The 18,812-nt window shown below is 48.3% G+C and carries 20 protein-coding genes; 6 read left to right on the top strand and 14 right to left on the bottom strand.

Going from position 1 to position 18,812, the window contains the following annotated elements; genetic code table 11:
- Window positions 1-5: 5 nt before the first annotated feature.
- A complete protein-coding gene (locus tag IE055_RS05285) occupies window positions 6-1,868 on the top strand; it encodes an ATP-binding cassette domain-containing protein (RefSeq protein WP_189398986.1) in 1,863 nt (620 codons plus the stop codon).
- A gap of 12 nt (window positions 1,869-1,880) precedes the next feature.
- On the opposite strand, the gene IE055_RS05280 is transcribed toward IE055_RS05285, so the two are convergent.
- The 4 genes from IE055_RS05280 to IE055_RS05265 all read right to left on the bottom strand — a co-directional run bounded on the left by IE055_RS05280 (window position 1,881) and on the right by IE055_RS05265 (window position 5,934).
- Entirely contained in the window at window positions 1,881-2,372 is a 492-nt protein-coding gene (locus IE055_RS05280) for a pilin (RefSeq protein WP_189398985.1), read from the bottom strand.
- Window positions 2,373-3,758, bottom strand: a complete 1,386-nt coding sequence (locus IE055_RS05275) for a Na+/H+ antiporter NhaC family protein (RefSeq protein WP_189398984.1) — start codon at window positions 3,756-3,758, stop codon at window positions 2,373-2,375. It lies immediately after the preceding gene.
- Window positions 3,755-4,930 (bottom strand): cystathionine beta-lyase, encoded by a 1,176-nt coding sequence (gene metC, locus IE055_RS05270; protein WP_189398983.1) that lies wholly within the window; start codon window positions 4,928-4,930, stop codon window positions 3,755-3,757. The genes IE055_RS05275 and metC overlap by 4 nt, the downstream gene beginning before the upstream one ends.
- 116 nt (window positions 4,931-5,046) lie before the next feature.
- Complete coding sequence (locus IE055_RS05265) at window positions 5,047-5,934, bottom strand: DMT family transporter (RefSeq protein ID WP_229794152.1); 888 nt, start codon at window positions 5,932-5,934, stop codon at window positions 5,047-5,049.
- A gap of 142 nt (window positions 5,935-6,076) precedes the next feature.
- Between IE055_RS05265 and IE055_RS05260 the strand changes: the two genes are divergently transcribed.
- The 3 genes from IE055_RS05260 (at window position 6,077) to IE055_RS05250 (ending at window position 9,529) form a co-directional block, all read left to right on the top strand.
- The gene (locus IE055_RS05260; protein WP_189398982.1) at window positions 6,077-8,218 is read left to right on the top strand and encodes an exonuclease domain-containing protein; all 2,142 of its coding nucleotides are present in this window, start codon (window positions 6,077-6,079) and stop codon (window positions 8,216-8,218) included.
- A 37-nt stretch (window positions 8,219-8,255) separates the two neighbouring features.
- The gene (locus IE055_RS05255; RefSeq protein ID WP_189398981.1) at window positions 8,256-8,681 is read left to right on the top strand and encodes a hypothetical protein; all 426 of its coding nucleotides are present in this window, start codon (window positions 8,256-8,258) and stop codon (window positions 8,679-8,681) included.
- 209 nt (window positions 8,682-8,890) lie between these two features.
- Window positions 8,891-9,529, top strand: coding sequence for a BON domain-containing protein (locus IE055_RS05250; RefSeq protein ID WP_189398980.1), 639 nt, complete (start codon window positions 8,891-8,893; stop codon window positions 9,527-9,529).
- Window positions 9,530-9,848: 319 nt separating this feature from the next.
- On the opposite strand, the gene IE055_RS05245 is transcribed toward IE055_RS05250, so the two are convergent.
- The 4 genes from IE055_RS05245 to IE055_RS05230 all read right to left on the bottom strand — a co-directional run bounded on the left by IE055_RS05245 (window position 9,849) and on the right by IE055_RS05230 (window position 11,702).
- A complete protein-coding gene (locus IE055_RS05245) occupies window positions 9,849-10,049 on the bottom strand; it encodes a hypothetical protein (RefSeq protein WP_189398979.1) in 201 nt (66 codons plus the stop codon).
- 105 nt (window positions 10,050-10,154) lie between these two features.
- Window positions 10,155-10,655 carry an SRPBCC family protein gene (locus tag IE055_RS05240; RefSeq protein ID WP_189398978.1) on the bottom strand — a complete coding sequence of 167 codons (501 nt, stop codon included), beginning with the start codon at window positions 10,653-10,655 and terminating at the stop codon, window positions 10,155-10,157.
- Window positions 10,652-10,993: an ArsR/SmtB family transcription factor gene (locus IE055_RS05235; RefSeq protein ID WP_189398977.1), complete on the bottom strand. Its 342-nt coding sequence runs from the start codon at window positions 10,991-10,993 to the stop codon at window positions 10,652-10,654. Before IE055_RS05235 ends, IE055_RS05240 begins: the two co-directional genes overlap by 4 nt.
- Before the next feature lie 61 nt (window positions 10,994-11,054).
- A complete protein-coding gene (locus IE055_RS05230) occupies window positions 11,055-11,702 on the bottom strand; it encodes a helix-turn-helix domain-containing protein (RefSeq protein WP_189398976.1) in 648 nt (215 codons plus the stop codon).
- Between the two features lie 621 nt (window positions 11,703-12,323).
- Between IE055_RS05230 and IE055_RS05225 the strand changes: the two genes are divergently transcribed.
- On the top strand, window positions 12,324-13,157 hold the full coding sequence (locus tag IE055_RS05225; protein WP_189398975.1) for a DUF2306 domain-containing protein: 834 nt from the start codon (window positions 12,324-12,326) through the stop codon (window positions 13,155-13,157).
- Window positions 13,158-13,241: 84 nt separating this feature from the next.
- Here the strand turns inward: IE055_RS05225 and IE055_RS05220 are convergent, their stop codons facing one another.
- Together IE055_RS05220 and IE055_RS05215 are read right to left on the bottom strand one after the other, a co-directional pair.
- Window positions 13,242-13,571 carry a hypothetical protein gene (locus IE055_RS05220; RefSeq protein ID WP_189398974.1) on the bottom strand — a complete coding sequence of 110 codons (330 nt, stop codon included), beginning with the start codon at window positions 13,569-13,571 and terminating at the stop codon, window positions 13,242-13,244.
- Between the two features lie 255 nt (window positions 13,572-13,826).
- Window positions 13,827-14,117 (bottom strand): hypothetical protein, encoded by a 291-nt coding sequence (locus IE055_RS05215; protein WP_189398973.1) that lies wholly within the window; start codon window positions 14,115-14,117, stop codon window positions 13,827-13,829.
- Window positions 14,118-14,420: 303 nt separating this feature from the next.
- Here IE055_RS05215 and IE055_RS05210 point away from each other — a divergent pair, with 303 nt between their 5' ends.
- Window positions 14,421-14,591, top strand: a complete 171-nt coding sequence (locus tag IE055_RS05210; protein WP_189398972.1) for a hypothetical protein — start codon at window positions 14,421-14,423, stop codon at window positions 14,589-14,591.
- 300 nt (window positions 14,592-14,891) lie between these two features.
- Here the strand turns inward: IE055_RS05210 and IE055_RS05205 are convergent, their stop codons facing one another.
- The 4 genes from IE055_RS05205 to IE055_RS05190 all read right to left on the bottom strand — a co-directional run bounded on the left by IE055_RS05205 (window position 14,892) and on the right by IE055_RS05190 (window position 18,812).
- Complete coding sequence (locus tag IE055_RS05205) at window positions 14,892-15,491, bottom strand: thiamine biosynthesis protein ThiC (RefSeq protein WP_189398971.1); 600 nt, start codon at window positions 15,489-15,491, stop codon at window positions 14,892-14,894.
- Window positions 15,492-15,700: 209 nt separating this feature from the next.
- Window positions 15,701-16,654, bottom strand: a complete 954-nt coding sequence (locus IE055_RS05200) for a hypothetical protein (protein WP_189398970.1) — start codon at window positions 16,652-16,654, stop codon at window positions 15,701-15,703.
- 181 nt (window positions 16,655-16,835) lie between these two features.
- The gene (locus IE055_RS05195; RefSeq protein ID WP_189398969.1) at window positions 16,836-17,819 is read right to left on the bottom strand and encodes a hypothetical protein; all 984 of its coding nucleotides are present in this window, start codon (window positions 17,817-17,819) and stop codon (window positions 16,836-16,838) included.
- 510 nt (window positions 17,820-18,329) lie between these two features.
- On the bottom strand, window positions 18,330-18,812 hold the full coding sequence (locus IE055_RS05190) for a DUF3291 domain-containing protein (protein ID WP_189398968.1): 483 nt from the start codon (window positions 18,810-18,812) through the stop codon (window positions 18,330-18,332).

The raw sequence follows: 18,812 nt of genomic DNA, 5'->3' as shown, positions 1-18,812 counted from the left end.
ACACCATGTCCATAATCGCCTTAAAGAACGTCAGCATCAGCTTCGGCGCGGATGCTATTTTAGAGCATGCCGACCTGATTATCGAACCGAACGAACGTATCGGATTGATTGGTCGCAACGGCGCCGGTAAATCCACCTTACTCAAACTCATTGACGGGAGCGTGTTGCCAGATGATGGCGACGTGTTGATTCAGCAAGGAGCACGTACCGGCCGCTTAATTCAGGAAGTACCCAACGACATCGACTACGATATCCGCAGCGTCATCGCGCTGGGTAACGCCGAGGCGGGCGAGACGCTGGCACAATATTACTTATTGGACAGCGAACAGCAAGCCGCGTCGCAGGAACTTCAACACGCCTTGAACGACCACGATGGCTGGACGCTGGATCGACGTGTACAAACTCTGTGCTCTAAATTTGACCTGGAACCCGGCACACCGTTTGCTCAATTGTCCGGCGGCATGAAACGTCGCGTTCTGATGGCACGCGCACTGGTTGACGAACCCGATATCCTGCTGCTCGACGAGCCAACCAACCACTTGGATATCGATACCATTTTATGGCTGGAAAACTTACTTCTCAGCCTCAATGTTACGCTGATCATTGTGTCGCATGATCGCAGTTTTATTGACGCGCTGTGTACGCGAATCGTGGAGCTGGACCGCGGATTGATCACCTCCTACCCTGGCAATTTTCAACGCTACCTCGCGACCAAAGCCAAAGCACTGGAAGACGAGGCCACGCACAACGCCAAATTCGATAAGAAACTGGCGCAAGAAGAGGTGTGGATTCGACAAGGCATACAAGCACGGCGCACACGCAACGAAGGCCGGGTTCGCGCCCTGAAAAAAATGCGGGAAGAGCGCCGACAGCGGCGTGAACGTCAAGGCACCGCCAGCATCAGCCTGAACCAGTCTGGTAAATCCGGCAAGGTGGTGATCGAGGCTGAGCATTTGCATGTTACGTACGATGGTAAACCCATCATTAAGGATTTCAGCTGCCGCATTCTGCGCGGCGATAAAGTCGGCATTATTGGCCCGAATGGTTGCGGCAAATCCACCTTGATCAAAATACTCACTGGGGAGAATCCACCGCAGTCAGGACAAATCAAAATCGGCACCAATCTTGAGATCGCTTATCTCGACCAACACCGCGCGGCGATTCGTGATGATCTAAGTGTGCAAGATAATGTGTCCGGGAACACTGAAATCGAGATCAACGGTCAACGCAAACACATCATGGGCTATTTGCAGGACTTTCTGTTCAGTCCGGCTCGCGCCCGTGCCCCTGCAGCCAAATTGTCTGGCGGTGAGCGCAATCGATTGATGTTAGCCAAGCTGTTTACCCGCCCGTTCAACTTCCTGGTATTGGACGAGCCAACCAACGACCTTGATTACGAAACCCTGGAGTTACTCGAACAACTCTTGATGGACTACACCGGGACTTTGCTGTTGGTCAGCCATGATCGTACTTTTCTGGACAACGTTGTTACCTCAACCATCGCGTTTGAAGGCGATGGCCAGGTGTACGAATACATTGGTGGCTATCAAGATTGGTTGGCACAAAAACGCGATCACGCCACCTCGGAAACCGAGGCTCCGGCCGCCAAAGAAAGCAACGTCAAACCCTCCGCTGCGGCCGCGAAACCAAAAAAACTGAGCTACAAACTGCAGTATGAGTTAGACCACCTGCCGGGCAAAATCAGTGAACTGGAAAGTAAAGTACAAACGCTAACGAATACCATGGCCGATCCAAGCTTCTACCAGCAGGATGCGGATACCATTGCCACAACCGGCACTGAACTTAAAGAACTGCAAGCCGAACTCGATGCCGCGTTTGAACGCTGGGAAGAACTTGAGTCAATGTAAGCAGGCGCCGGTTTAACGACACCGGCCAGGCAGAAACATCGTATCCAGATCGGTCAAATTCGTCCCCGCTGCGTGCATACCAGACGGCACGGACTCATGACCACAGATCCACGAGATCGGCGTACTCGGTTCGTCTTTCACGAATACCGGTCGAATGGATAGCACTTTATCGTGCAAGGACTCGGGCAATTTCTGACCCAGCGTCAAATGCATCACACCGTCCCGAATCTCCAGCTTACGCAGATAATTCCCTTTAATCTTACTTGGCTCCGGTAGCCCAGCAGCGGCATTATCAGTGGGGAATGTGCCAGTATTGCCACGGTAATACGCTGCCACATAAGCCTTGTAGGGCTCCACCAGCTCGATCGTTTCAACCATTCGCTGTTGCGTGATGCGGCCCAAATTGGACGGCAAGGCCAAGGTCGCCAGTATGGCAATCACCGCCACCACGACCATAAGTTCGAGCAAGGAAAAACCGGCGACCCTATAACGAATGCGCTGCATTTATACCACCATATACCCCATGATGAGGTACGCCACCACTGTAATGACGCCACACACCAGTGCGTAAGGCAGCTGCGTGCGCACGTGATCCAGAATATCGCAACCCGCAGCAAGGGAAGACACCGCAGTGGTGTCCGACACCGGCGAGCAGTGATCCCCAAACACACCACCGCCTAATACCGCGGCCAACATCAATGACGGCGGCAAACCGAGGTTCAAAGCAATCGGTATCGCAATCGGAACCAACAAAGCAAACGTGCCCCATGAGGTGCCAGTAGTAAACGACGCAAATGCCCCGGCAATAAACACAATCGCGGGCACCATAAACAAGGGTAAATAATCCGCCACCAATCCCGCGATAAACACGCCTGTCCCCAACGCCTTGACACTGGCCCCAAGGGCAATCGATAACAATAAAATTGCCACCAATGGCAGCAGCTCGCCCATGCCTTTAAACCCCTCGTCCAATACCTGCCGACCGGTAAAACGCGCCTGCGTCACCAGCATCAGATACGCAACCGTGGTGGCCAGCGCAGTGGCATACAATACCGACTTCGAACCGCTACCCGCCATAATATCGCCGCCACCGGTCCAGACCATAAACCCAAGCATGGAGACAACCAGCACCGCCAGGGGTATCAGCATGTCACGCGCACGGCCAGCCTGATGTTCGAACTCCACTTCGGTCACAGGCGCATTGCTGGCTTCAGTACGTGCCATCGGGCCATGCACCTTGCCGCTAATCACGGTATACAGCACCAGCAGCAAGGTAGACCACGCATAGACATTTAATGGAATGGTCGATACCAGAATTGACACCGCGTCTTGTTGATCAAAATAAGATGCAATCAGCCCAAGTACAAATGCGCCCCAGGCATTCAACAGAATCAAGATACACACCGGCGCACTGGTGGAGTCGATGATGTAAGCCAAGCGCTCCCGACTCATATTGAACTTATCAAACAGCCCTCGAGACAGAATTCCCGCCGTGAGGACACTTAAATTGGACTCAATAAATATCACCACGCCGGTGCCGAAGGTCACCAGCCCGGTTCGACGTGGTGTGGTGGCAATGCCTGACTTGACCAAGCGGTTGACTGTGGCACGTACCCCGCCTGAGAACCGCATATAAGCGAGCAACGCACCGACCAGCACACAGAACAGTAATAAGCGGGTATTGCCTTGATCCGCAAATACGGCGACCACGCGTTCTATGGTATTCAGCAAACCAGTGGTTGGAGCGTAGCGTCCGCCGTCCATCAGCAATAACCACTCAGACGTGAAGATAGCCAATACCAGTGCGATCACCACATCTCGGCGCCACATCACATAGGCGATCGCCACTAAGGCCGGCAGAATGCTTAACCAGGCAGGAAGTTGCGTCATTGTAGTGCCTCCGCATAGCGATCCAGACCATCGCGTAGATCATCAATCAGGTCCTGCGGGTCTTCCAGACCGATACTTAAACGCACCAAACACTTGGACTCGTCCCAAGCTGTCGCCGTGCGTCGTCGTTTAAAACTGGATGCGGCGAGTATTAGGCTTTCATACCCGCCCCAGGAAAATCCCAGCTTGAAATACCGCATGCCATCCACCATCGCATTTACCGCCGCCGTTTGGTTTTGCTTCAAGACAAAGGCGAATAAACCACTGGCACCAGCCATATCACGCACAAAATATTCGTGCCCCGGGCAAGTCGCAAACGCCGGGTGCCGCAAGTGATCGACAGCCTCGTGTGAGGACAACCAATCGGCAATGGTCTTAGCGTTGCTCGCCTGCTCACGTAAACGCACGTCCAGCGTCCGCAATCCACGCAAGGTGGTGTAAATGTCATCCACCGAGGTACACAAGCCCAATTCATAACTGCGTGCCTGCAATTGTGGCCAGTGCGACTCTGTGGCGCTGGCGACGCCGAGCATCACATCGGAATGGCCATTTAAATACTTGGTCGCCGAATGCACCACAATATCCACACCAACATCCAAAGGCTTAAAATTTAGTGGACTGGCGTAGGTATTATCAATGATCGTGGTAATGCCGCGCTGACGGGCCACGTGAGCTAACGCGGGAACGTCCTGTACTTCCATCGTTAAGCTACCGGGTGATTCAAGGAAAATCACCTTGGTATTGGGTTTTATCAATTCAATAATATCGGCGCCAACCAAGGGGTCGTAATACGTGGTTTCGACTCCGAAGCGCGCTAAAGTCCCATCACAAAACTCGCGCGTCGGCTCGTAAACCGAATCCACCACCAGCAGATGATCGCCAGCCGCTAGAAACGATTGCAATGCGGCCGTGATGGCGGCTGTGCCACAGGGGTAAATGTAGCTGCCCGCCGCGTTTTCCAGTTGGCGCATCGCCTGAGTGAGTGCAAAGGTGGTTTGCGTACCACGTCGACCGTAAAACTCCACACCTTGGTCCTTGCCCGCAAACGCCCGCTGCATGTCGGCTACCGAATCAAATAATATGGTTGACGCACGTGCTATTCGGGGATTCACACTGGCACCGGTCGCGGCTTTATCTCGCCCCACCGTCACCAGCTTGGTTTTATCTCGCATTCATTGCCTCTTCGTCGACTACGACACTACGCAGTGAACACGCTTAATCGGCGAACACCGCGAGTTTGAATTATGCGCCTATTAGAGCACATCTTGACCTGTGGTCCGAATCCACCCTACTGCGAATAGCGCTGCTGCACCACTAGGCCAGTGAGAATTAAACCCAGACCGACCAGGGTACTGATCAAGATTGGTTCTTTCAGAATCACCGCGATCAACACCAAAGACACAAACGGTGAAATAAAAATCAGATTGGCGATCCGCGAAGTATTGGTCGCCAATTTCATTGCTTGCAACCAGAACAAAAATGCCAAGCCAGTTTCAAACATCCCAACATAGATACCACCAGCCCAACCCTGCCAGGCAACCGAATTAAACAGTGCCAGCAATTCACCGCTCCACCACGCGTACAAACCCAACACCGGCAATGCAAAACTGAAATTCAAGCACAAACCTAAAATCGCATCCTGCTCCTGACGACGGTTGAGAATCCAATACAATGCCCACACCAAGGTACTCAATAAGGCACACACCAACCCGAATGTATCTTCAAACTGCATGCCTAATACATCACCGCGCGTCGCAATAATCACCACACCGAAGTAACAAATGAGCGCGGCAAACAAATCTGCTCGGGTTAATTTTTGACCGAGAATTGGCACCGCCAAAAATGACATCACAATCGCCCAGCTGTAATTAATCGCCTGCGCTTCCTGCGCTGGCAAGCGCGCATACGCAGTGAACAATAGGCAGTAATAAAGTGCGGGGTTGAGTAAACCAAACAGCAACGCGTTTAGATAGTGACGTGACGATTGGCGGAATAAAGCGCGAAACTTGCCCTGCACCGCCAGCACACCGAGTAAGAATAGCCATGACGTCAATGATGCGACCAGGATCAATTGGGTCGGCGTCAAGTGCTGCAAACTGAGCTTAAACGCAGTGGCTACCGTAGACCAACATAAAACGGCCGCCAGACCAAAAAACATTGCGCGCTGCTGTGCCACCGTGTCGCCTCTGTATGTTGAGTGAATTGAAGGTTTAAAGGCGAGAACTTAGCACGAGCCGCAAGCGGAATAAACGTCTGACTGAGTCGCTTGAAATATACTGTATATAAATATAGTATCGAAATAAAACCGAATCAAAGAAATGCCGTCAATCTCGCCCGCCAAACTGCCGGAGAAATACTATCTGGACCATGCTCAGGAATTGTTCGCCTATGTGCGTGAGACCTGTGCACATCTCTTGCTGCCCGAGCATACGCAGTATCTCGAGACCTTTGACGCGCTTAACCAAGACGCCCAGTGTCTACTGGTTCGCTGCTTAAGCCGCAAACCAAAATACCTGAAAGCCAGTTCATTGGCTTACCCTGAGATCCGGAACACCGCACAGGCCATCCATGCGGCACAACAAGCGGGGTTATTACGCAGGGCCAAAGCCACTGACTGGCAGGCACTCCATAAGCAACTCACCAAACCACAACTACTTAAGGTGCTCACCACGCGCGGCATGACGGTGAATCGCAGCAGCTCCAAAGCGGACGTCATTGAGCTGGTGCAGACTTACGTTTGCCCTAAGAGCGATGTCGGCCCCGAACTGTATGGCGAATTTGTCTGCTGTACCCAGACCAGCACCATTGATTACCTATTGTTTCTGTTCTACGGCAGCCTAAAACATCGACTGCAAAAGTTCGCCATGCGTGATCTGGGTATTTTACGTACCCGCAATAACAGCAATCCAGCCAGTGCGCGGTTTGCCACTCGTCATGACGCAGTCAGTACTTTTCGGCTGCAAATTTGGCATCGAGATTTTCGCCAACAGCCGGAACTGCGCAACGCCATCGCCGACAAGGTTCGTGAGCATGATGTTATCGGCAGCCAGGCAAAGACCGCCCATGACCGTTTGGTGCTCGCACTCGGGGATGCTTACGTGCGAGAAGACCCAGCGCAAGCTATCGCCCTTTGGCGTCGTTCGGATGACCCGCAAGCGATCGAGAAATGGGTGCGCGAGTGGTATCGCTCGGGTGACCGAGACACGCTGAGATCAACGCTCGAACAACTTGCGGACACCGCGCTTCCGGCCAGCACCCGGGTATTTATCGAAGATTTTGTGGCCCGCAAATACCATGGTAAGCGCACCAGCGTGTATACCGATATGCTGCGCGAGGCAACGCACCAAGTCGACCTGGACGAAGCCTACATTAACGACGTCGAAGCCGGTGTGATTGATGCCTATCAGCGTCGCGGCATCCAAGCCACATTTAGTGAGAACAAACTATGGCGAGCCCTATTTGGTCTGGCTTTTTGGGACTTACTCCTCGGTGACAAACAGCTGACCCATACCGAGTTTGATCATTTGCCAGCCGCGCTGCAGGCGGCCGATTTTTATCGCCGTAACCAAGGCGAAATTGAGTCGATATTGACTACCTATGATCAACCAGCGCTCGCGTTGCAGCCTCTGATTCAACGCGCCACTAAACATTATGGGCAACCCACTGGCCTGTTCCGCTGGCGTTCGGACCTAATTGAAAAAATCGCCATGTGTGTAAAACACAGTCCGCCAGGCGCAATAGCACATGTACTCAGACGTATGGCGCAAGATTACCGTAATACACATGATGGCTACCCTGATTTGTTGGTGCTCGAGCAAGATCGACTGCGATTCGAAGAAGTTAAAGCCCCCGGCGATGTGTTGCGGCCTAACCAGCTGGTCAGCATTAATCGGCTCCGCCGCGCTGGGTTTCAAGTCGACCTGACACAAGTCACTTGGGCCACCGACCCGAATCAGACCTACGCGGTAGTCGACATCGAAACCACCGGTGGTCGACGCGGAGGCAATGCCATCACCGAAGTCGCCGTGGTTCACGTGCGCGGCTTGGAAATTATCAGTGAATGGTCCAGTTTAGTGAATCCCGGTCGCCCGATCCCCAGACACATTACCCAACTAACCGGCATCGACGACGCCATGGTGCGCGACGCACCGCGATTCGCCGATATTGCTGACACGCTGCGAGGTCAACTCAATGATGCTATTTTTGTTGCGCATAACGTCGGCTTTGATTACGGCTTTATCAAAGCCGCTTACGAGGATCTAGGTCAGTCATTTCGCAAACCGAAGTTCTGTACCGTCAAAAACACGCGACAAACCTTTCCCGGATTAAAATCCTACAGTTTAGGGGCACTAACCTCGCATTTCGATATCGACTTGGTCGGCGCACACCGCGCACTCAATGACGCACGCGCAACTGCACACCTATTAAGACTGATTCAGACCGAACGCCTGCAAACCTGATACAGTAAGCATCCCGCAACCCAGATCGATTATTCGCATGTCCTCGCTGTTTTGGTTCAAGCTCAGTTTCGCCCTATTAATTTTAGCTTTGCTTGTCACCGGCATACATCAATACAAACATGGCGCGTTTCGACGGCTACGTGCACGCTGGCTGAGAAACAAACTCATACCGTTACTGACTGACGCAGTGAACGAGCTCGGCGGACCCGTGTTTACCAGCTTACAGGCCCACCAAGCGCCCGATCTGTATCGCCTCTTTCGCCTGCGTGCGAATCTGGAGTACTTACACACCAAAACCGGGCTTCTGTATCCTGAGGAACGAGAACGATCCGCGCAGTTTCTGGTCGCAATCTCGTCACTCGTTGCTCGAATTGATCAGCAGCAGGTAACACACCACGATCTTGATGAAACCATCTTGCGCGGTCAGCGTGCTGTGCTTGAGATCACTGAAATGCGCAATTGACATCGTGGCACAGTATTACCCCAAATAGACTGGGGCATATCCACCACTGGCGTTTGATACGACAGGATGCGACAAAATGATTCACTCTAAATGACTGATATTTAAAGCGTTATTTAAATTGGCACAGCGATTGCTTGTTTTGTGTCAGGCCCGCGCCGCAGTAGGCAGCGCGATTTCTTTAACTCAAATTGTTTTCAGGAGTGAATTCTATGAATAAGCAAAAACGCACATCAATCATTATCAAGCCAGTCGCCCTTGCTATGGGTTTGGCGCTCGCCGTATCAGGTTCAGCATTGGCTGGCCAACATGAGATCAAAACGCACAAAAATGCCAACAAAGAGACCGTTCTAAAATGGCAAGGCGAAGCGTACCAGGCCTGGTTGGATGGCAAAGTGGAAACTGCGCTTCTTTTGAATACCAACCTGAATTCGTTCGAAATCAACACCAAAACTGCGGCAAACCACGTGATTCTATCCGGCACCGTTAACAGCGAAGTCGAAGCCGAGTTAGCCGAAGAGATTACCAAGGGTGTCAAAGGTGTTGAAGGCGTCACCAATAAATTGGTGGTCGACACTGAGATGAACGCGAAACAGCACGAAACCGAAGGCAAAAGCTTCTCACAACACTGGGAGGACGCCACCACCACGGCGACCATTAAGTCAAAGCTTCTGCTGGAAGACACGGTGAAAGGCTTAGACATCAATGTTGATACACACTATTCAGAAGTCACCTTACACGGTGAAGTGAATAGCGACGCCGAGCGCGATTTAGTCGAGGCGATCGCTGAGAATACCAAGTCGGTCACCAAGGTGAACAACAATCTACGGATTGTTGAAGAGCAAAGTTAAGCTGAGTTTGACTGACTTCACTCAGAAGCCCTCGGCATGCCGGGGGCTTTTTGTTTGACCAGTATGCCGCCCAACTCAGATTTCAAAGCTTAGTATGGGCTGTAAATACTTGTCGTTGAAAAATAGATCACCGCGATTAATGCAAAGGTGCTGGTAATCAACCCCATTCTCTTTGACCTAACCCAGCCAGACACCCAATACTCGCGATCAACCCTAAAACCCCAATGCTATAGCCCGCGATCATGCCGTTCCATAAAGTTTCTAACTTGCTCGGATCAGGGACGAATGGCAAGTCCGGATTAAAGCAAATCGTTAACCGCTAGGCAGAAATCACCGCAATCAAATGCCCACACGCCATAGTTGACGACGCGCCGACGAGATGTTCAATTGCTCCTTTATTGGCGGTGAAGATCAACACGCGCACCAGAATTATGGCAGACACGCCTCCGAGAAATGCCGCCACAAACGACAGCTGATTGGCCACTGCCAGTCTGTAGCTTGCTTCAAGTTTCGTCGTCATACCTGACCGTCAGCGCAGTTCGCTTGCAATCTCCTTGTGTGAATCTTAACCCGCTTAAATAATAGGACCGCCACACCAGGTGATATTTTTCGACCCTCGGGGCGGTCAGTTCTGTGCCAAGTATCCAGCGAGCAACTCAAAGCTACCGCCCCAACCGTTACTAAACTGTGCACGAGATGACTCCCAAGCGTCTGCTTCGGCTTGCGTTGGATTCACTGGTTGCCAGACGAACTCCATATAAGTGACACCGTCTACCTCATTCAAATTAATCGTCGCTCGAATTTCCTTCGGCCAGTTTGGCATTGAGGGCGACAAAACATCGCCATTTTCATTGGACTCGTATTGCGTAAAAACAATTCGATCATACGGATTTAAGTCATGATATTTGGTTAATAGCCACATTTCCTTGCCACTGGGCATCACCATTTTATATAAAGCCGAACCTCCGGAGCGGATGTCTGCTGACCGGTAAACGCAGGAAACCTCGGAATTCGGTACTTGCCACTGACATAAGTGTTGTTCCTGAGTCCATGCTTCGTAGACCAATTTTTGTGGCGCGTTGAACGCTCGCTTTAATGTTGCTGGTACTACCGTTATGGCATTCATCTGATTTCATCCTTTTTTTGTATTTCAGAAAGATATTCGTCGAGTTGATCGAACTGTCTAATCCAATGTCGCTCAAACTGGCGTACCCATATTTGAATGGGCTGCAACTTTTCCGCTCTCACAGAATAGAACCGATGCCGTCCACTCCGCCGTTCAGTCACCAACCCAGCGGCCTTCAACACACTCAGGTGCTTCGAAACCATTGGCTGACTCCACTGAGTTTTTTGAACTAACTCGTTAACACTCAACTCTTGGCCGATCAATTTTTCGATCAGCTCTCTTCGTTTCGGTTCTGCAATCGCCGTAAACGTATCGTAGGTATTCGCGGTGCGGGGCATTATCTCATTATATTCCTATATAAGAATATGTAAAGCAAAAACGCACTGTCTTCAAAACTCACTAAATCACAGATTGTGACTGACGATATTCTCGAGGTGTGACGCCCGTCTGTTGCCGAAAAGCACGATTAAATGGGCCTAGAGAGTTAAAACCACAGTCGTAGGCCACTGTTGCGATACTGAGATTTGACTTCGCTTGATCATTGAAAATCCGTTTAGCGCGATCAATCCGATAACTATTTAAAAAATGGTTAAAGTTTCGGAACTGAAGGTGACCAGTTATACAGCGCGTCACCTTATATTCCTGCTCACCAATTTGATCAGCAAAGTCAGAGACTTTTAAATTACAGGTAGTCAGCACCTTCTCGTCGTTAATGGCCTGCAGTATGCGCTGTGCTAATTGTGCAGTTGCCTCACCGTCGGCCGCGTCATGGCGTACTGCGGGATGAGGATTACGCAGCCGATATTGCAACGCGATTCGACTACCGAACACAGCAAACAAGGCGCAGAAGGTTAATAAAGCCCCATTCCATTTTGCAGCAATTGAGTTCGCATTCGCACCCGAAGCCCAAAGGATGGCAACCAGTATCAAAAGACTGAATGCAGCAATATAGACCACTCTAAATTGCCGCTCTGACTCAGAGCGCACCTGCTTAAATCCGTGCAACACATCGATAAACGTAAATACGATCGCCGCAATGCATACCATGGAGGCCGCGTTCCCAAGAACTCGCCCAGCTTCATTTTCAAAACCACCGGGGCCAGAGACGGACGTCAGAGCGCCAGTAGCTTCAATAAGAATAACGATTGGAACAACACTGACAACACGCCTACTTAGTTTCTGAGTGTCACGGAACAGTAACCGACTTAGCAACCAAAACCAGGCACAACCGCCAGACCCTACTGTGACCAAGCCAACCGTTAGTAAACTAGGAGGGTCTGCGGAGAATCTGCTGGCGGTCGAGCACAGAGTGGATATGACAAAACACCACCAAACAAGAACGAGCGGTTCAATGTGCTTGAAACGGTGGGATAGTCTCTCAAAAACCACCTCGGTTCCTGGCGCACTACCCTCCATAGGAGCCGAACTGTTCACTGGCCGAATTAAACTATTAGTTCTCATAACCTTTACCAAGACACATGCCGCAGAAAACAAAACTGGTCGATTTCCAAAACGGCAAGATATGTATTCTTAACATCACGATACTTGGCCAATCTGTTGAAAAAACCACAGCACCTAAAAGAAGTCTAACACATCGCCCGGAACACTAGCCTAAGGTGTATAGGGCACCCTGTTAGTCACACTAAAACCAAGTAGATCCTAAAAACTATGACAACACAATCGACGCCACTCTCTAAATGGCAATCTGCTCCGTTCCCCTCCATAGCGCTCAACTTGGCTGCCAAGTTCTGGTTTGCGACCGTACTCGTTGGGCAAGTTATTTTTTCCTACTATATTGTGGCGTTGTACTATACAGCCACGCTCAGCAACGACACGGCCCGATTTAACACGGTAATGCCAGCTGGCCATATTGAAGGAGACTATTGGGGGAACATCGCTGTCATTGGCCACGTGTTATTGGCGGCCGTTATAACACTTGGCGGTTTGTTGCAACTTTTACCGGTCATCCGCAGTAAAGTGCCGGCACTGCACAGGTGGAACGGCAGACTCTATGTATTAACCGCCGTCATTATGAGTTTAAGCGGTGCGTTCATGATTATCACGCGCCATGAAAAAGTGGTCGGTGACCTAGTCGGTCATGTAACGCTAATGCTTAATGGTGCCATCATTCTGACCTGTGCGGCTTTGGCATTTCGGTTTGCTCGGCAGAGGAAGTTTGCGAATCATCGCCGCTGGGCTTTACGTTTGTTTGTGGCGGTTAGCGGCGTGTGGTTTTTTCGCGTGGGAATGATGGCTTGGTTGAGCATACATGGAAAACCGGTTGGTTTTGACCCACTGAGTTTCTCAGGTCCCTTCCTAACCGTGTTGTACCTAACGGTCTATATCATGCCAATACTCTTTCTCGAGTGTTATTTTCGAGCACAAACTACAGGTTCGGCAATCCAAAAATTGGCCACCGCCACCACAATCGTGATGCTGTGTCTGATTATGATGCTCGGCATATTCGGCGCAACTATGGGTATGTGGCTGCCGAGAATTTAACGATAGATGTGGAGGCACATATAAAAATGATGACAAGCTGCAATAAACAAGCGAGAAGCCACAATGCGGCTATGTGCTTGGCAACTACTGAGTTACCTTGGATTGCTTTGAAACAAAGTACGGAAATAGAGAATACAGAATTAGTGACACTAAGTACGCAATACCCGCAATCGAATATCTTGATTGAACAAATTCGCTGACCGATAGCTCGCGCACCCAGAGTACAACCGAAAGCTCAACGGCCAACAAATACCCCAGTGCTAAAAAGCCAACCAGCAGGAGATCGTTTGAATTCAGCTTTTCTTTTGACAAGTTCCGAATAAAGCACGCCGCCATAAAACTCACCAACACCATAAATGGCGCCTCAATTAATTCTGCAGTTTGCTCGCCTAGATTGGGGACCAATAAAAGCACCCTAATCGTTCCCAAAACAAACCCGAAAGAAAATACAACAATGAAGTAAATTGCAGCGTATTTAATGATCTCTTTCATCTGGAAAATTGGCTAGTGTCGCAAATAGAAATTGGGGAGAAAGAAACAGAGCTGAGCCAAAACCTTATTCCTCACTTTTAACGCAGCCATAGTTTGACGCACACATTGTGGTCAGACACGAATGGCATAAAAACACAGCTTGCTAGTGGATTATTAACCATCGCCTTTGTTAGCTACTCATTGTTCATTGGAACTGGATTCCAAATTTTGCACGATTTTTTGACAGATCACATTCAACAACCTGCCCCCGCTCAATGATTGGGATAAAAACCAAGCCACAAATACCATAAGCCCTAAAAACGCAATTAGCATTGCAAGCACGTCGCTGTTTATGAACCCGTAAATAGCAAAAGCTAAAGGGGCTATTAAAACACAAGCATAAAAATAGACTTGCTTTAACGTAGACTGTTGCAGCGACAGCTCCTTTATATAATTCAGCTCTTCTTCAGTGAAACTATCGCTTTTCATAAGATATACCTACCGCCGTGCTCACTGGGCGTGCTTAATAGCAAGAGCCCCATATAGAGGTCCGTTCTCACTCGCAGGCAGGCATCAGCTGTTTTGTTATGCACTTTCTCAATTTTCAAGTATCGATTCTAACAAACTAAAGTTAACAAACTAAAGTTGGACACCCATCGGATGCCACGATATTGAACGCCAAAGTCAGGCAAAGCGATTACTTAGACGCTTATATTTAGCCTATAGCCGGCCACATTTGTTATGTTAGGTCTACTATCTAAACATGGAAATGCCCCTAGGTCCGAGAAAATAATGAAAAACCTCAAACTTTTGCTACTAAGTGCGTTGTTAACTATGTCAGTAACTATTGGTTCGCTTAGTTCGAACGCGGTGTTAGCGAGTGAAGACGATAACACCGATACCGAAGTGGAAGATGATACCCCCTCGTGCGATTGGTGGTGCACCATTAAAAATTGGTTTTAGCTGGGCAGCACGAGCTAGTTATTAACCATTCGAATCAAACCAAGGTCGCTGGAAGGAAACGAAAAACAATTTCCGTTCTACTCGCCACAAATATCCTTGTCATTCTGAGCGCAGCGAAGAATCGCTGTTGGAGTTCAATCCAGCTGACGTTGATAACAACCGTGCACGCTCGCAATCGCGTCCTTATTGTTCTGAACCCGAATCAAGGAGATTTTTTTCCAAGATATAAGGCGTCTCGAATCAGTAATTATCTGAACCCTGGACGCCCTAGTTGCCTTATTTTTTCGGCGTACTCAACAATTAAGTTGCTTTGTCTTCGGCTTCTAACTTAAGCACACAAACTGCCAATAATAGGGTCGCGAGCACACCAGTCGCGCCAGACGGTACGGCGTCAATACGACCAAACATCATGGCGATCGTATTGGCCACGATCGCGACAAGACCAACCAAAGCGGTTAGCTTGCCCAGGAAGTTTGCGCCCTGCTTGGCAACCACCAGGCCAAATACAACAGCCGATAAACCCAGCAACACTTTAGCGGCGTTATAAATAAAGAACGAATAAGCAACTACGGCACTTGCAGCGGGAGCAAATGCTTCTGCACTCTTGGCTGCCTCGAAAAATGGACCAAATTGAGTCAAACCAACACCGACTTGCACAACGTTCAATACCGCACTGGCAAACACCGCGGCAAAGCCCAGTGCGTAGTTTTTTATTTGCACCAACATAGAGCCCGCAAAGGCCGCTAGCAATACAAAAATCAGAGCCTCCAAGCCCCAGAGCCACCGACGTGGGACGTCATTCGCAACCACATGCAAGGCCGTGTACACAGCCTGCGTGGTCACAACCAAAAACAGCAGGAGAGCTATGATACGAAGGTTTTGTTTTAGTGAAATTTCCATCATCAGGCCTCGTTTTATGTTTCTTAGAATTTATTAATTAACGATATCGTACTTGCGAAACATCTAAATGGACCGTGCTTGTTAAGTTTGCATTACAATCTTTTCTGCCAAATTTTGCACTCTGATGGCTGTGTGTCCCAACCATTGGTCCAATCCAGAACTAACTTAAAGTTATGCGGAATTCAAAACCGGCATCCGTCGTGCATTGCTTAAGCCCTGATACCTAAACACACAGCAATTGCTGCCAGCGCACCTTTTTCTTCTTTACTAATCTTACTTCCAAAGCCAAAAAATCCACCGGAAGCTTCAGCAATTTTCTTACCCAGAAGCAGCAAAGAAATTTTGAAATGATTTGCTTGATCATCAGGTAGACTGCTATCTGCTATAAATTTTAATTGAGCTAGTTCCGAAATATAGTCTATTTCTTTAGTGGCCATATCTGAAATTACGCTCGGTATCTGGTTAATTACATTCGTAATTATTCTATTCAAAAGTGGGTTGTTCAAAATCTCTGGATTCGAAAGCACTTCCATAAATTCTCTCACTTCTTTTTTATCGATACTGCCATCAGCTGCTGCAACTAAAAAGAATATCAAAAAAGGAGCTTGTTTTAGCTTTTCGAAATCTTCATTGGAAAATTCTGTATTTTCTTCACCGTAATGCCCAGTACTAACTCCTGCTTGGTCTACATATTTTTCGTTCCATATTTTTCCTCCCTCAGGATGAGACTCTAATCCATCAAAAAATGCATCGGCTAGCAAATTAAATTCATCTTGAGAAAAGCCTGTGGCTTCAGAAATCTTTAATCTGTGGACTGCAAAGCCTTTCTCGTGATTGGCATTTCTGTAGGGTATTAAAAACTGAATTTTCTTTGCGCTATCATCGCTAAACCTTATATCTACAATTAGCGAATCAGTCTTTCCAGTCTCTAAAGTTACCAATCCATCCTTAATAAAAGCGGCACCTTTGTACTCTGGAGTGAAATTGTTTAGCAGGTGTTCACCCGCAGCCAATGCCTCAACAGAGCCCATTACCATTCTTCTCATACTCTGTTGATCTTCAGCGTCTAATAATCCAACTATCGGTATTAACGTTTCCCCGTCAGATACGCTCAAGATAGCGTGCGCTGCAAAATTACCAGCCATCTTAACTACGTTTTCCATTTACTTCTCCTTTGTTTAAATCATTCGCTTTCCAAATTCGCGTAACACCGCTTTGCGGAAATCGAGGAGCGCCTGTGACTTTGTGTGTCTAAATAGAAATCATGTATTCGGCACTAAACGCATAAAACGTAGCTAGGCTATTAGCGTCCGGTGACCGTAGGAAGAAAATTTCATGGTCTTGTCACACCCTTGCACGAACTTTCTTAACCGCATCATTCTCCAGGATACTACTGCATGCCACTTCGACATATTTATCTCGATTTTCATCGTGTATATCTGGACTATAAGATTCAATCAGTTCGCACATTTGATTAACTCCTTCAATGCCTGTCTCAGTGATCACGCCACCATATTCATCAGTGTTGTTATTTACTGCGTATTCTAAACTCCCCAGAAAATAATCGATAGTGACTTCCGCAAAGCTTCTTTCATGGCCATTCCATTGCAGATTCTGAACTTGACTGAGTTTCTCAAGATGGGTTGAATCAGAACGATTAAGGTACTTTCTGACTTCTCCTGTATAACGAATTATAAAATCTCGAGGATAAAAAACCGAAAATTTGGGTGTATTTGCGTGTCCCATAGGGGATTTTTTTGCCACATATTCCTTGCAATACAAAGCATCAGCGATAAGTTTTACCCGATAAAACTCTTCAGGAACGGCTCTGTATGTTCGAGATGCGTAGGATAGGAGTTGTTCATGCAAATTTCTTCTCAGCGAAACATGCTCGTTCATATAGAGCTCTCGTATTTCTTCCACAGATGAAAACGGCGTGTATGCCATACGCCGGTAGACATATATTACTGAGTCGTTCTTTCTGGGTTTCGCTCTTAGAAAGAAGCGGCCGGCTTCTTCCCAATAGGATTTGACAAAATCATTACGCTCCCCTTTCTCTCTTTCAATAATTCGCTGCCAAACTTCCTTTCTACAATGCACCCACTCTTTATCATTCAACTTCCACAAGGGAATGGAGGAAGAGAACTTTTCAACATATTTATCGTAAGCTTCATTTTGGTATTTTTTCTGAAGCGCCTTTGGGTCTCCAGTGAATATCTCGTTTAATTCATCGACAACGTTCTTATCGTATTTTTTCTTTAGCTTATCTGTTTCGCCATTAAGTAGATCAACAAGATCATTTGCGACCTCCTCTAACGTCTTTGACATATGTCCTCCGTAACTTTAAGGGACAGCGCATCCCAAAAAAAGCGTTTATGTTTTGCCTTACTATTTACTTTTGACCTCAACCTAATACCTTTTCCTCTAAAACAACGTACTCGCTAAAAGATGAATCTGTTGCGGTTACAAATGCAGCAGCACAGATAAAAATGCAACCCAAATATAATTTTGACCAAGCCACTTTTCTGAAAGCGCTTAGAATAATTAAGCCAATTTGGAAAGACGCTATGATTGCCCAAATTGGCCAGTAGCCTAAACCTAGGATGTCTTGTGGCGCAGATATGCTTAATTCGTGCATTGTTAGCACGGACGTCTCTTGGCTCAAAGACATTCCCCAAATAACCAACAGAACGCTTAAACCTAGTGATGAGACCATTAAAGTTAGATTGCTTATAAATACTCTCAAACTATCTTGCGCATGGTGCGCCCAACCTAGGAGAGTGAAAACGTGAACGTCCCGCAGAGCTGAAGGCGAAGCCAATTTGGTTTGTTAGAGTGCTAAGCACACTCATCGAGAATCGGGCTGACTTTACTTTCATTGGGTGATGGGAAAGGCTCCTTAAAAGTAAATGCATTTTCAGTCGGACCCTCTTTTGAAAGCAATTCAAGTCTCTCTTTTGCTTCTTCCAAGGTAGGGATATGACCCGCTTGAACCCACCAAAGAACTAGGTAGAAATCAATCTTATCAAACCAAGAACTCCTTCGACGCATTATTTCTCTGTGCTCTTTGTTCCTGTAAACGAAAGCACCAAGCGCGTTAAGGTCAGTCCATAACGACATATTGGAAGCGATATTCGGATCGTCGAAAGCCTGAACGTCCATCGCGTCATTACCTTCGCCAGTAAAGCGCCAAACAAAGCCTTCTTGAGTTTCAGCGAGAGCGTTAACTCTATCCAAATTGTCAATAAAATCCTTATTATCTGGATGTTCTTGAGGTAGACGAAAACGAGCAATATTCAATTGTGCTAAATGGTATTTCAT

Origin of the sequence: Arenicella chitinivorans, from assembly GCF_014651515.1 — a bacterium.
Taxonomy (GTDB): Bacteria; Pseudomonadota; Gammaproteobacteria; order Arenicellales; family Arenicellaceae; genus Arenicella; species Arenicella chitinivorans.
This window is presented reverse-complemented; position numbering and strand designations above follow the sequence as displayed.

Excerpts from the sequence above, each read along its gene's own strand:
- IE055_RS05255 (WP_189398981.1), top strand. The coding sequence starts at position 8,256 with ATGTCCTCGCTGTTTTGGTTCAAGCTCAGTTTCGCCCTATTAATTTTA.
- IE055_RS05210 (WP_189398972.1), top strand. The coding sequence starts at position 14,421 with ATGAAAAACCTCAAACTTTTGCTACTAAGTGCGTTGTTAACTATGTCA.
- IE055_RS05195 (WP_189398969.1), bottom strand. The coding sequence starts at position 17,819 with ATGTCAAAGACGTTAGAGGAGGTCGCAAATGATCTTGTTGATCTACTT.
- IE055_RS05230 (WP_189398976.1), bottom strand. The coding sequence starts at position 11,702 with ATGGTATGCATTGCGGCGATCGTATTTACGTTTATCGATGTGTTGCAC.
- IE055_RS05205 (WP_189398971.1), bottom strand. The coding sequence starts at position 15,491 with ATGGAAATTTCACTAAAACAAAACCTTCGTATCATAGCTCTCCTGCTG.
- IE055_RS05240 (WP_189398978.1), bottom strand. The coding sequence starts at position 10,655 with ATGAATGCCATAACGGTAGTACCAGCAACATTAAAGCGAGCGTTCAAC.
- IE055_RS05275 (WP_189398984.1), bottom strand. The coding sequence starts at position 3,758 with ATGACGCAACTTCCTGCCTGGTTAAGCATTCTGCCGGCCTTAGTGGCG.
- IE055_RS05260 (WP_189398982.1), top strand. The coding sequence starts at position 6,077 with ATGCCGTCAATCTCGCCCGCCAAACTGCCGGAGAAATACTATCTGGAC.
- IE055_RS05245 (WP_189398979.1), bottom strand. The coding sequence starts at position 10,049 with ATGACGACGAAACTTGAAGCAAGCTACAGACTGGCAGTGGCCAATCAG.
- IE055_RS05190 (WP_189398968.1), bottom strand. The coding sequence starts at position 18,812 with ATGAAATACCATTTAGCACAATTGAATATTGCTCGTTTTCGTCTACCT.
- IE055_RS05285 (WP_189398986.1), top strand. The coding sequence starts at position 6 with ATGTCCATAATCGCCTTAAAGAACGTCAGCATCAGCTTCGGCGCGGAT.
- IE055_RS05225 (WP_189398975.1), top strand. The coding sequence starts at position 12,324 with ATGACAACACAATCGACGCCACTCTCTAAATGGCAATCTGCTCCGTTC.
- IE055_RS05200 (WP_189398970.1), bottom strand. The coding sequence starts at position 16,654 with ATGGAAAACGTAGTTAAGATGGCTGGTAATTTTGCAGCGCACGCTATC.
- metC (WP_189398983.1), bottom strand. The coding sequence starts at position 4,930 with ATGCGAGATAAAACCAAGCTGGTGACGGTGGGGCGAGATAAAGCCGCG.
- IE055_RS05235 (WP_189398977.1), bottom strand. The coding sequence starts at position 10,993 with ATGCCCCGCACCGCGAATACCTACGATACGTTTACGGCGATTGCAGAA.
- IE055_RS05280 (WP_189398985.1), bottom strand. The coding sequence starts at position 2,372 with ATGCAGCGCATTCGTTATAGGGTCGCCGGTTTTTCCTTGCTCGAACTT.
- IE055_RS05250 (WP_189398980.1), top strand. The coding sequence starts at position 8,891 with ATGAATAAGCAAAAACGCACATCAATCATTATCAAGCCAGTCGCCCTT.
- IE055_RS05215 (WP_189398973.1), bottom strand. The coding sequence starts at position 14,117 with ATGAAAAGCGATAGTTTCACTGAAGAAGAGCTGAATTATATAAAGGAG.